Raw genomic sequence first — 12,557 nt, 5'->3', positions numbered from 1 at the left:
TCACGCCGGGGCGCGTGCGGCCGCGCACGCCTTCGCCATCTTGCCTCACACTGCAGGATTTCAGGCCAGAAACCCGGTCGCGACGGCCCAGAGGAGGAAGATGCCCATCCCGGCCCGGTAGATCACGAAGACCCAGCTCGACATCCGCTCGAGATACCGCATCAAGCCCCAGATCGCGGCGAAGGACGCGAGCGAGCCGGCGATCAGCCCGACCACCAGCAGCGCCACGGCATGGGCGTCGATGCCGGCCCTGGCGATCTCCCAGGCTTCCTTCAGCCCGGCCAGCGCGATGGCCGGCAGGCCGAGCAGGAAGGACAGCCGCGCCGCCTCGGCGCGCTTGAAGCCGAGGCCCAGCGCCGCCGTCAGGGTCGAGCCCGACCGCGAGACGCCGGGGATCAGGGCCCCGACCTGAGCCAGGCCGACCAGCAGGAAATCCCGGAAGCCGGCCTGCTCCACCGTCCGGCGATGGCTTGCGAACCATTCCGTCGCTGCGAGCAGCAGCGCCATCACCAGCGATGTCGCGCCGATCACCCCCAGCGCGCGCAGAGGCGAACCGCACCGGTTGAGCAGGGGCGCGAGCGCGACACCGGCAATGACGATCGGGATCGTCGCCAGGACGATGCCGAGCGCCAGCCGGCCCGGCCCTTCCGCGAAGCGGCGGGTTCTCACCGCGGCCAGCGCCCCGCCGGCGATGCTGCCGACATCGCGCCTGAAATAGCTGATCACGGCCGCCAGCGCTGCCAGTTGCATCAGCGCCGAGAAGGCGGAGCCGGGATCGGGCCAGCCGAGCAGGGCCGGCACGACCCGCATATGAGCCGTCGAGGAGATCGGCAGCAATTCGCTGACGCCCTGGACGAGCCCGAGCACGATGACCTGACCGAAGTCGAGAGCGGCGAACCCGGTGTCGAGTCCGGCGGAACAAGCGGCTGCTGCCATGATGATGGGTCTCGTGACAAAGGAGGCGCGCCAAGCACAAAGCATTCCAGCGCGGATGACCGGGTCGAGGCTCCGGCTGCCGCGCCCGATTGGCCGTTCCCAGCGCCTTCGAGAGGCTCCGGTCTCGTCCGAGGCCTTCCGTAACCTGCGTTCGCGGTCTCCGAGCCTCACTCCAAATTTTGCAGTTCCGTTCAAACCTTGAGGCTCGCACGGCGTATCGGGCCGACCACGCGAACAAGCAGAACGTGCGATCCCGCCGCGTGCGCCGGCAACCCATGTGCACAAGCCCCGAGCGGGGTGGCCCGGTCCGTCGCGGGTCGCTACACATCGTTTCGACCACACTTACGGCAACGCTCATTCGACCATCGAGGCTCCGATCGCCGCATGACTCTTTCCATCCGTCCCGCGCGCTCCGGCGAAGCCGGACTCGTGCTGAGCTTCGTCAAGGAACTCGCCGAATACGAGAAGCTGCTGCACGAGGTCGTCGCGACCGAGGACGAAATCGCGGCCTCGCTCTTCGGCGACAATCCGCGTGTCTTCTGCGACATCGCCGAATGGGATGGCGAGCCGGTCGGCTTCGCGCTCTGGTTCTATACCTATTCGACCTTCAGGGGTCGGCACGGCATCTGGCTCGAAGATCTCTTCGTGCGGCCGGGGCAGCGCGGGCGTGGCATCGGCAAGGCTCTGATGGCGCGGCTGGCGCAGCGTTGCGTCGCGGAGGACCTGCCGCGCCTCGCCTGGTGGGTGCTGAACTGGAACGAGCCGTCGCGCGTGTTCTACCGCTCCATCGGCGCCAAAGCGCAGGACGAGTGGACGGTGAAGCGGCTCGAGGGCGAGGCGCTGGCGAAGCTCGCCGCCGTGGGCTGATGGCGATGGCGGCGCTTCCTCTCGTCCTCGTCGCGGCGGTTGCCGATAATGGCGTGATCGGCAGCGACAACCAGTTGATCTGGCGGTTGAGGACCGATCTGCGGCGCTTTCGCCAACTCACGACGGGGTGCCCGATCATCATGGGGCGCAAGACCTATCTCTCCATCGGCAAGCCGCTGCCGGGGCGCCGGACCATCGTGCTGACACGCGATCCCGGCTTCAATGCCGATGGCGTCGATGTCGCACATACGGTCGAGGAGGCGGTGGCGCTGGGCCAGAGGCTGGGGCGGGAGATGAACGCCCATGCCGTCATCATCGGCGGCGGCACCGAAATCTACGCCCAGATGCTGCCCCTGGCCGACAGGCTCGAACTGACGCTCGTCCACGCCGCTCCTAGGGGCGACGCGGTCTTTCCGCCCTGGGAGAAGGGCGCCTTCGTCGAAACCGCGCGGGAGAGCCATCCGGCCGATTCCGACAACGAACACCCCTTCACTTTCGCAAGCTATCGGCGGCGCGCCGGGGCGGGGCGCGGCTGATCGTCGCTTTTCCGAGCATGACGAGCGACTTGCGCCGTTGACGAATTCATGGCCCATGACCAAGTCAGGCGAGCGTCTCTCCCCGAGGCGCTGACAAATGGCCGCCATTCACCTATGGCTCGGCCTCAAGCACAATGAACGGAAGGGAACGGGCCCGGAATGCCTTGGAGTAACCAGAGCGGCGGCGGCAGCGGCGGGGGCGGACCCTGGGGCCAGCGCGGAGGCAGTGGCGGTGGCGGCCCATGGGGCGGCGGCTCCGGCGGGGGCAATGGCAATCCGCCCGACCTCGAGGAAATTCTGCGGCGCAGCCAGGACCGGCTGAAGAATCTCGTTCCCGGCGGCAATCTCGGCGGCCGCGGCCTTGCGCTCGGCGCGCTGGTGCTGATCGCGATCTGGCTTCTGTCCGGATTCTATTTCGTGCGGCCCAACGAGGTCGGCCTCAACGTCGTGTTCGGCAAGTTCGTCGGCAAGACGGGCGAGGGCGCCAACTGGAACTGGCCCTATCCGATCGGCAATGTGGTCAAGCCGCAGGTTACGAACGTCATCACCACCGAGGTCGGCTTCCGGACCGTCGAGGCGGTGCGCCAGTCGCGCCAGACTGACGTGATCGAGGAAAGCCTGATGCTCACCGGCGACGAGAACATCGTCGACATCGATTTCATCGTGCAGTGGCAGATCGACCCGGCCGCGCCCGAGAACTACGTCTTCAACATCCAGGACCCGCCCGGCACCGTCAAAGCCGTGGCCGAGGGCGCGATGCGCGAGATCATCGGCCGGCGCAACATCCAGCCGGTGCTGACCACTGACCGTGGCGCGATCGAGACGGAAGTGCGCCAGCTCATGCAGGATACGCTCAACGGCTATAATGCCGGCGTGCAGATCCGGCTCGTGCAGCTCCAGAAGGTCGATCCGCCGCAGCAGGTCATCGACGCCTTCCGCGACGTCCAGGCGGCGCGTGCCGACCAGGAGCGCCTGCGCAACGAGGCGCAGACCTATGCCAACCGCGTCGTGCCCGAGTCGCGCGGTCGCGCCGCCCAGCTCGTGCAGTCGGCTGAAGCCTACAAGGAGCAGACCGTGGCGGAAGCGCGCGGTCAGGCCAGCCGCTTCAACGCGGTCTACGAGCAGTACAAGAATGCTCCGGGCGTGACGCGCGAGCGCCTCTTCCTGGAGACGATGGAACGCGTGATGGGCGGAACCGACAAGATCATCCTCGACTCGACGGGCAACGGCCAGGGCGTGGTGCCCTATCTGCCGCTCGACCAATTGCAGAGGCAACCCGCCCGGGGCGGCCAGCAGCAGGGAGCGACCCGATGAACGGTTCCTTCCTTCGGGCGGCTCTTGTCGTCGTCCTCGTCGCCGTCGCGGCCGTGTTCTACGCCTGCACCTTCATCGTCTCGCAGACGCAGTCGGCGCTCGTGCTCAGGCTGGGCGCGGTGCGCGCGGTCAAGACCGAGCCCGGCCTCTATTTCAAATGGTTCGCGCCGATCGAGACGGTGACGCTGCTCGACAACCGCATCCTCGACCTCGATCTGCCGGCGCAGGAGATCATCGCCTCAGACCAGAAGCGTCTGGTGGTCGATGCCTTCACGCGCTACCGGATCTCCGATCCGCTGCGCTTCTACCAGGCGGTCAACAACATCCCGCGGGCGAATTCGCAGCTTACCTCGATCGTCAACGGCAATGTCCGTTCGGTCCTGGCGGATGCGACCTTCGTCGATGTGGTGCGCACCGAGCGGTCGCGGCTGATGGCCCGCATCCGCGACGTGGTGAACCGCGAGGCGGCGCGCTTCGGCATGACGGTCGTCGACGTCAAGCTGCGTCGCGTCGACCTGCCGGCGGCGAACTCGGCGGCGGTGTTCCAGCGCATGCAGACCGAACGTCAGCGCGAGGCGGCGGAAGCGCGCGCGCTCGGCGGTCAGCAGGCGCAGGAGATCCGCGCAAGGGCCGACAGGGACGCGACCGTGATCGTCGCGGAAGCGCAGCAAAAGTCCGACGAGATCCGCGGCCAGGGCGAAGGCGAGCGCAACAGGGTGTTCGCCGAGGCCTTCGGCAAGGATCCGGAGTTCTTCGCCTTCTACCGCTCGATGCAGGCCTATGAGGCGAGCATCAAGCCGGGCGATACGCGCATGGTGCTGACCCCCGATTCGCCGTTCTTCCAGTTCTTCAACGGGCCGAACACGCAGCGCGGGGGCGGACAGGCGCAATCTCAGGCCGCGCCGGCAAACCCGGCTCCCGTGCCGGCACGGCCCTGATCATAGCGAGCGACGCGGATGTTCGACTTCATCGCGGCGCTCGGCCTGGTCTTCGCCATCGAGGGCATTCTCTTCGCTTCGATTCCGCATCTGGCGAAGGATGCCCTGCGCAGCGCGGCGGAGACGCCGCCCGATCGGATGCGTCTGATCGGGCTCGGCTCGGCGGTGCTCGGCGTGATCCTGGTCTGGATCGCGCGCGGAAGCTGGTAGACTATCCCGCGATCGTGTTCGATGACACGATTGTGCGTCGCCCTTCCGCCGCATTTCGGAGTTCAATTCGGCGCGAGAGTTGTGCCGCATCGATCGGCCTGCCTTTTTCCGTCATGAGGATTCAAATGGCATTGAAAACCGTTCCCGTGGCTGCCCGGTCCGTCCGCATCGCGCTCGCGGCCGGCGTGGCCGGCCTGGCGCTGCTGACGCCGGTGCTGGCGCCGGCGCAGGCCAGAGCCAATACCCCCTTGCTGCAAGGTCAGACCTCGCTCGCCGACCTCGTCGACAAGGTGATGCCGGCGGTGGTCAACATCTCCGCCGTTACGACCAGCGACACCAAGGGCCGCAACCTGCCGCAATTGCCGCAGCTCGGCCCCGATACGCCCTTCGGCGACCTGTTCGAGGAGTTCTTCAACCGCCGCAACCAGCAGGGCGAGCGCCAGGCGCCGCAGCAGCGCCGGTCGCAATCGGCGGGTTCGGGCTTCGTCATCGACCCGTCGGGCATCGTCGTCACCAACAACCACGTCATCGGCGACGCCAACGAGATCACGGTGATCTTCGGTGACGGCCTGCGGCTCAAGGCCGAGGTCATCGGCAAGGACACCAAGGTCGATCTCGCCGTGCTGCGGGTGAAGCACGACAAGCCGCTGCCCTCCGTGAAGTTCGGCGATTCCGACAAGATGCGGATCGGCGACCCGGTGATGGCGATCGGCAACCCGTTCGGCCTCGGCGGCTCGGTCTCGTCGGGCATCATCTCGGCCCGCAACCGCGACATCAGCCAGGGGCCGTACGACACCTATATCCAGACCGACGCGGCCATCAACAAGGGCAATTCCGGCGGCCCGCTGTTCAACATGGCCGGCGAGGTCATCGGCATCAACACGGCGATCCTGTCGCCGACCGGCGGCTCGGTCGGCATCGGCTTCGCCGTGCCGGCCGCGCTGGCGGCGAACGTGGTCGAGCAGTTGCGTGAATTCGGCGAGACGCGCCGCGGCTGGCTCGGCGTGCGCATCCAGAGCATCGACGACGCCACCGCGGATGCGCTGGGACTGGGCACGGCGCGCGGCGCGCTGATCGCCGGCGTCGACGAGAAGGGCCCGGGCAAGCCGGCCGGCCTCGAGACCGGCGACGTGATCACCAAGTTCGACGGCAAGGACGTGAAGGATTCGCGCGATCTGCCGCGCATCGTCGCCGCGACGCCGGTCGGCAAGGACGTGCCGGTCACGATCGTCCGCAAGGGCAAGGAAGAGATCAAGACGGTCAAGCTCGGCCGCCTCGAAGATGGCGAGAAGGTCCAGACCGCCTCCGCCAGCAAGCCCACTCCGGAAGCGGCGAAGCCGGCGGTGACCAGCGCGCTCGGCCTCGAACTCTCGGCCCAGAACGACGAGCTCAGGAAGCGCTATTCGATCAAGGACGGGCTGAAGGGCGTCGTCGTGACGAAGGTCGATCCGAACTCGAACGCCGCCGACAAGCGCATCATGGTCGGCGAGCTGATCGTCGAGGTCGGGCAGGAGCCGGTCAACACGCCGGACGAGCTGACCAAGCGCCTCGATGCGCTGAAGAAGGAGGGCAAGAAGTCCGCCCTTCTGCTGGTTTCCAACGGCCAGGGCGAGGTCCGCTTCGTCGCGGTGGCGATGAACTGACCGGTCCCTGACAGGGCGAGATCGAGGGCGGCCCGACGGGCCGCCTTTTTTTGTTTGGCGCCTGCGCTTTGCGGGCATGCCGCCGATCCCGTCTTTGCGATGGCGCATCCGGCTCGCGGCTGGCACCTTGCGCGCCTTCGGCCATGGCAAGACGGGCCCGGCTCCGGCCGGTGAGCAGCGATATGAAGATCAGCGATATTTCCTTCGTCACCACCGACTGGTCGGCCGTGCCGGCCGAGCGCCATGCCGGCGATGCCGGGGAGGCGATCTGGCGCGTCCAGTATTTCGGACCGGAGGAGAACCGCATCCGGGTGCGGATGGTCGAGTATTCGGCCGGCTACGTCGCCGATCACTGGTGCTCGAAAGGCCACATCATCCTGTGCCTGGAAGGCGAGATGGAGACGACGCTGGAAGATGGCCGCGTCATGCCGCTCAAGGCCGGCATGAGCTATCAAGTCGCCGATGGCGCCGAGGCGCACCGCTCGCAGACGAAGACGGGCGCGAAGCTCTTCATCGTCGATTGATCAGCGCCTGACGATCTCGCCGCCGGTATAGCCCTGGGCGTAGAGCAGGGCGGTGAGATCGGCGTGCTCCAGCCGGGCATCGGCCGCGGCCGCGACAGCGGGCTTGGCACGGAAGGCGATGCCGAGGCCGGCCTCGCCGAGCATGGCAAGGTCGTTGGCGCCGTCGCCGACCGCAAGCGTCTGCTCGGGACGGAGGCCGAAGCGGCTGCGCAGTTCGACGAGCGAATCGAGCTTGGCCTGCTTGCCGAGGATCGGATCGGCGACCTCGCCGGTCAGGATGCCGTCCTGCGCCAGCAGCACGTTCGAGCGGTGCTCGTCGAAGCCGATGGCGGCGCTGATCGGACCGGTGAAGACGGTGAAGCCGCCGGAGACCAGGGCGGTGTAGGCGCCGTTGGCGCGCATCGTATGGACGAGCTCGTAGCCGCCCGGTGTCAGGGTGATGCGGTCGCGGATGATCTCGTCGACCACCGACAGCGGCACGCCCTTCAGCAAGGCGACGCGTTCGCGCAGCGCCGGCTCGAAGGCGATCTCGCCGCGCATGGCGCGCTCGGTGATCGCGGAGACGAGATCCTTCAGCCCGACACAGGCGGCGAGCTCGTCGATGCATTCCTGGCCGATCATCGTCGAATCCATGTCGGCAAGGAACAGGGCCTTGCGGCGGCTCGCTTCGGGCTGGACGATGACGTCGATCGCCACACCTTCCAGCGCGATCCGGATTTCGGCTTCGAGCTTGCGCGCGTCGGTTCCATCCGCGAAGAGATCGGCGGCGATGGCGCCGTCCAGCGTGGCTGTGCGATGGATGCCCGGCACTGCGCGGGCGAGGCGTGCGAGCAGGGCCTCGCCGACGAGCGCCTGGCCATGGGCGGAAACAAGTGTCGCGACGAGCATGTGAGGACCGGTGACGCAGGCGGAAGAGACGATCAGGGCGGTGCTCATCGCAGGTCCGACCGCCAGCGGCAAGTCCGCGCTCGCCATCGAGATCGCCCGGCGGCTGGACGGCGTCGTGGTCAACGCCGATTCCATGCAGGTCTATGCCGATCTGCGCATCCTCTCCGCCCGCCCGAGCGAGGCCGAGGAGGCGCTCGCGCCGCACCGGCTCTACGGCCATGTCGACGGTGCCGTGAATTACTCGGCGATGCGCTATGCGGCGGATGTCGCGGCCTTGCTGCCGCAGCTTTGGGAGCAGGGCAAGCTGCCGATCCTGGTGGGGGGGACCGGGCTCTACTTCAAAGCGGTGACCGAGGGCTTCTCGGCGATGCCGCCCGTGCCGGAGGCGGTGCGCTCCGCCTTCCGAGCGCGAGCGGAGGGCGCCGCGACCGAGGCGCTGCATGCCGAGCTTGCCGCTCTCGATCCCCTCATGGCCGACCGGCTGCGACCGTCGGACCGGCTGCGGATCATGCGTGCCATCGAGGTGCATCTGGCGACCGGGCGTTCGCTGGCGAGCTTCCAGGGCGAGCGCGCGCCGGGACCTCTCGACGGCATGGCGCTGCTACGCCTGTTCGTCAGCCCGTCGCGTGAGGATGTGCGCGCCCGGATCGACCGGCGCTTCGAGGCGATGATGGCGACAGGCGCGCTGGAGGAGGTTGCGCGGCTGCGGGAGCGGGGGCTCGATCCGCTCCTGCCGATCATGCGCGCCCATGGCGTGCCGGGTCTGATCGCGCATCTCGACGGCGAAATCTCGCTGGAGGAGGCGATCGCGCGCGGGCAGGCCGACACGCGCGCCTATTCCAAGCGGCAGGTGACATGGTTCCGGCACCAGATGGCGGGCTGGCAGGCGGTGGCGCCGGAGGCCGCGCTGGAGACGGCGCTCGCCGGCCTGAAACGCTGAACTCAGGCCGCGACGGCGGCGATCGTGCTCGCCTCGGCGATGCCGATCCGGTTCCGGCCCTCGTTCTTGGCACGGTAGAGCGCCTGGTCGGCGCGCTCCATCAGCATGGCGAGCTGCTCTTCCGACTGGCGTGTCGCGATGCCGTAGCTGGCGGTGACCTTGAGTTCGAGCGTCTCGGAGACGGGCAAAGCGCGGCTCGCCAGCGCGTCCTGGATCTGGCGCGTCTTGGCCACCGCCTCGGCCCCGCCGGCGCCGCGCAGCAGAATGGCGAATTCCTCGCCGCCGACGCGGGCGACGAGGTGGCGCTCGCCGCGCAGCAGCCCGAGCAGCATATCGGCGAAGGCACGGATGACGGCGTCTCCCGCCGCATGGCCGTGGGAGTCGTTGACCTGCTTGAAATGGTCGAGATCGACGATGATGAGCGAGATGTCGGCATCCTCGCTCGCACCCGTCGCCATTGCGGCATGGGCGCGCTCGGTGAAGGAGCGGCGGTTGAGGAGAGCGGTCAGCGGATCGGTCTCGGCGAGGCGCCGCAGTTCCTTTTCGCGTTCCTCGCGATAGCCGATCTCTTCGGAGAGGGCCCGGCGCGTCGCCCGCTCTCGGCCGATCTCGAGCGCGAGCGTCGCGGCGCGCAGTTGCAGGGTCTGGTTGGCGACGGTGAGGTCGGTGATGTCGGTCAGTGTCATGAGGAGCCCGTCGCCGAGGGGGGCGACCGCGAGCCTCAGCCAGGTCGTGCGCTCGCCAAGAGCGAAGGCGGTTTCGAAGGTGTCGGCGCGCTGATGCTGCATCGCGTGGAGGCAGCGGCGCCAGAGCGTCGGGTCGCTGAGGAAGGGCAGGCCCTCCCGACCCTCGCAATCCAGCAGGCAGGCACCGGGCCGTCCGGCCAGTTCGGCCGCCCGTGCATTTGCCGTGACGATGACCGTGCGGTCGATGCCGCCATCATCGTCGCGGATGGCGCGCAGCGCGACGATGCCGCTCGGCGAGTTGTCCAGCACCGCATTGAGCAGGTCCTCGCGGAACTGCAACGGGCGGCTGAAGGCGACCACCACGTCCCGTCCGTCCTGCGCGATGGTGGGGAGCAGGAGGCGCTCCCACAGCGCGACGCGGGTGATCGGCTTGGAACGGTGGATGGTGTAGAGCGGCTTGCGCTCCGAGCGCGCGCGTTCGGCGCAGTCGCGCGTGAATGTCGCGACCTGCGGCCGCATCGCGGCCAATGTCTCGCCCAGCCGCGAGCCGCCGACATAGCGCACGATCTCGCGGCCGTAATGGATCCAGCGATAATCACCGTCATCGGTCGGCTCGAGGATGACCAGGTCCTCGCCGAAGGCCGGCATGATTTCGGCGATGAAGTCTTCGTAGGCGACGGGCCGGCCGTTGCGACCATGGAACGCGAACCGGTCGAGCAGCTTCGCGATCTCGGGCGCATGGGCGCGGGCTGCGATGTTTTCGGTATGGACTTCGTGGTACATAGCCGTCCCGGTTCGAGCGGGCGCAACGCTAAGACAGGCAGGTTGAGAAACCGTTCCGCGATGGACGCGATTTTTGCGTAATCGTGTCAATCATTCGGTTGCCAACCGTTCAAGGGGTGTCTTCAACCTTCGGAGGAGGCTCTGTGACCCCGAGGGGCGCAGGCTGCAGGGAGCGCGCAGCCGATGTTCCTTTTGTCGATATCCCTTGCCGATGCCGGCGGTTGCTCCGAGGCCGCAGGCCGTCATCCGGGAGCGTCGCGTTTTTTCCGGGGGCTGTCGCCTACGCTTAGCGCTTGACCGGCCTCGCGGCCTCCGTTAGCGTCCGGCAACTTACGACAAGGATCATGAGCGCGATGCGCAAGCTTATTCTCGTAGAGGTGCGCTGGTAGGGGCCGGTTTAACAACCGGGCGTCCCCGACGCCAGCGCACGCCCAGGCCCCTCCGAGGGCCTTTTTTATTGCCCGTTTTCCACCATCACCGAAGACAAGCCGCAGGAGAGCGTTATGAGCGAGATGATGACCGGAGCCGAGATGGTCGTCCGCGCGCTTCAGGACCAGGGCGTCGAGCATCTGTTCGGATATCCCGGCGGCGCCGTACTCCCGATCTATGACGCGATCTTCCAGCAGGACAAGGTCAAGCACGTGCTCGTCCGCCACGAGCAGGGCGCGGTCCATGCCGCCGAGGGCTATGCCCGCTCCGGCCCGGGCAAGGTCGGCTGCGTGCTGGTCACTTCGGGGCCCGGCGCGACCAATGCCGTCACCGGCCTGACCGACGCGCTGCTCGACTCGATCCCGGTCGTCGTCATCACCGGCCAGGTGCCGACCCATCTGATCGGCTCCGACGCCTTCCAGGAATGCGACACGGTCGGCATCACTCGCTCCTGCACCAAGCACAACTATCTGGTGAAGAGCATCCACGACCTGCCGCGCATCCTGCACGAGGCCTTCTATGTCGCCTCGAACGGCCGTCCGGGCCCGGTCGTCATCGACATTCCGAAGGACATCCAGTTCGCGACCGGCGCCTATAGCCGCCCGCGCGACAACCAGCACAAGACCTACCGCCCGGTGGTCAAGGGCGACCTCGCCAAGATCAAGGCGGCGATCGAGCTGATCGCCAGCGCGAAGAAGCCGGTGTTCTACACGGGCGGCGGCGTCATCAATTCCGGCCCGCACGCCTCGGCGCTGCTGCGCGAGCTGGCGCGGCTGACCGGCTTCCCGGTCACCTCGACGCTGATGGGGCTCGGCGCCTTCCCGGCCGCCGACAAGCAATGGCTCGGCATGCTCGGCATGCACGGCACCTACGAGGCCAATCTCGCGATGCATGACTGCGACGTCATGATCAATATCGGCGCGCGCTTCGACGACCGCATCACCGGGCGGATCGACGGCTTCTCGCCGCGCTCGAAGAAGATCCATATCGACATCGACCCGTCCTCGATCAACAAGACGGTCAAGGCCGATATCGGCATCGTCGGCGATTGCGCCCATGTGCTGGAGGATATGGTCCGAATCTGGCGCGAGAGCAGCCCGCAGATCGACAAGACCGCGCTTGCCGCCTGGTGGACGCAGATCGAGGGCTGGCGCGGGCGCAAGAGCCTCGCCTACAAGCAGTCCGACACGATCATCAAGCCGCAATATGCGCTGGAGCGCCTCCATGCGCTGACGAAGGATCGCGATACCTACATCACGACCGAGGTCGGCCAGCACCAGATGTGGGCGGCGCAGTACCTGCATTTCCAGGAGCCGAACCGCTGGATGACCTCGGGCGGCCTCGGCACCATGGGCTACGGCCTGCCGGCAGCGATCGGCGTGCAGATGAAGCACCCCAAGGCGCTCGTCATCGACGTCGCCGGCGAGGCCTCGATCCTGATGAACATGCAGGAGATGTCGACGGCGGTGCAGTACCGGCTGCCGGTCAAGATCTTCATCCTCAACAACGAGTACATGGGCATGGTGCGCCAGTGGCAGGAATTGCTGCATGGCGGGCGCTATTCGGAGAGCTATTCGCAGTCGCTGCCGGACTTCGTGAAGCTCGCGGAAGCCTATGGCGGCCACGGCATCCGCTGCGACGACCCGGCCAAACTCGACGCCGCGATCATGGAGATGATCGAGACGCCCGGCCCGGTGATCTTCGACTGCCATGTCGCCAAGGAAGAGAACTGCTTCCCGATGATCCCGTCGGGCAAGGCGCATAACGAGATGATCCTGCCCGATTTCGAAGGCGATACCGGCCAGATCATCGACGCCAAGGGCAAGCAGCTCGTCTGATTGGGAACACCTCCGTCATTGCGAG

The 12,557-nt window shown here is 67.3% G+C and carries 12 protein-coding genes; 9 read left to right on the top strand and 3 right to left on the bottom strand.

What is annotated here, in order from left to right:
- Positions 1-60: 60 nt before the first annotated feature.
- Complete coding sequence (locus GY40_RS03855; protein ID WP_038358793.1) at positions 61-936, bottom strand: undecaprenyl-diphosphate phosphatase; 876 nt, start codon at positions 934-936, stop codon at positions 61-63.
- 384 nt (positions 937-1,320) lie between these two features.
- Here GY40_RS03855 and GY40_RS03850 point away from each other — a divergent pair, with 384 nt between their 5' ends.
- The 7 genes from GY40_RS03850 (at position 1,321) to GY40_RS03820 (ending at position 6,968) form a co-directional block, all read left to right on the top strand.
- A complete protein-coding gene (locus GY40_RS03850; RefSeq protein WP_038358790.1) occupies positions 1,321-1,803 on the top strand; it encodes a GNAT family N-acetyltransferase in 483 nt (160 codons plus the stop codon).
- A gap of 5 nt (positions 1,804-1,808) precedes the next feature.
- Positions 1,809-2,339 (top strand): dihydrofolate reductase, encoded by a 531-nt coding sequence (locus GY40_RS03845; RefSeq protein ID WP_081925218.1) that lies wholly within the window; start codon positions 1,809-1,811, stop codon positions 2,337-2,339.
- Between the two features lie 159 nt (positions 2,340-2,498).
- Entirely contained in the window at positions 2,499-3,653 is a 1,155-nt protein-coding gene (gene hflK / locus GY40_RS03840; protein ID WP_038358786.1) for an FtsH protease activity modulator HflK, read from the top strand.
- Positions 3,650-4,591 carry a protease modulator HflC gene (locus tag GY40_RS03835; protein ID WP_038358783.1) on the top strand — a complete coding sequence of 314 codons (942 nt, stop codon included), beginning with the start codon at positions 3,650-3,652 and terminating at the stop codon, positions 4,589-4,591. The genes hflK and GY40_RS03835 overlap by 4 nt, the downstream gene beginning before the upstream one ends.
- An 18-nt stretch (positions 4,592-4,609) precedes the next feature.
- Positions 4,610-4,801, top strand: a complete 192-nt coding sequence (locus GY40_RS03830) for a DUF2065 domain-containing protein (RefSeq protein WP_038358780.1) — start codon at positions 4,610-4,612, stop codon at positions 4,799-4,801.
- Positions 4,802-4,926: 125 nt separating this feature from the next.
- Entirely contained in the window at positions 4,927-6,444 is a 1,518-nt protein-coding gene (locus GY40_RS03825; RefSeq protein WP_038358778.1) for a DegQ family serine endoprotease, read from the top strand.
- A gap of 182 nt (positions 6,445-6,626) precedes the next feature.
- Entirely contained in the window at positions 6,627-6,968 is a 342-nt protein-coding gene (locus tag GY40_RS03820) for a DHCW motif cupin fold protein (protein WP_038358776.1), read from the top strand.
- Here GY40_RS03820 and serB read toward each other — a convergent pair whose 3' ends face one another.
- Positions 6,969-7,856 (bottom strand): phosphoserine phosphatase SerB, encoded by an 888-nt coding sequence (gene serB / locus GY40_RS03815; RefSeq protein ID WP_038358774.1) that lies wholly within the window; start codon positions 7,854-7,856, stop codon positions 6,969-6,971. It lies immediately after the preceding gene.
- Positions 7,857-7,866: 10 nt separating this feature from the next.
- On the opposite strand from serB, the gene miaA reads away from it, so the two are divergent.
- Complete coding sequence (gene miaA, locus GY40_RS03810; RefSeq protein ID WP_038358772.1) at positions 7,867-8,796, top strand: tRNA (adenosine(37)-N6)-dimethylallyltransferase MiaA; 930 nt, start codon at positions 7,867-7,869, stop codon at positions 8,794-8,796.
- 2 nt (positions 8,797-8,798) lie between these two features.
- Here the strand turns inward: miaA and GY40_RS26420 are convergent, their stop codons facing one another.
- Positions 8,799-10,265 carry a GGDEF domain-containing protein gene (locus tag GY40_RS26420; protein ID WP_051987487.1) on the bottom strand — a complete coding sequence of 489 codons (1,467 nt, stop codon included), beginning with the start codon at positions 10,263-10,265 and terminating at the stop codon, positions 8,799-8,801.
- Positions 10,266-10,768: 503 nt separating this feature from the next.
- Between GY40_RS26420 and GY40_RS03800 the strand changes: the two genes are divergently transcribed.
- Complete coding sequence (locus tag GY40_RS03800) at positions 10,769-12,532, top strand: acetolactate synthase 3 large subunit (RefSeq protein WP_038358770.1); 1,764 nt, start codon at positions 10,769-10,771, stop codon at positions 12,530-12,532.
- The last annotated feature ends 25 nt before the right edge of the window (positions 12,533-12,557 follow it).

The organism is Allobosea sp. UNC402CLCol (assembly GCF_000745475.1).
GTDB classification, from domain to species: domain Bacteria; phylum Pseudomonadota; class Alphaproteobacteria; order Rhizobiales; family Beijerinckiaceae; genus Allobosea; species Allobosea spartocytisi.
Note: the sequence above shows the minus strand (reverse complement) of the source record. Positions and strands in the feature narration are given on the sequence as shown.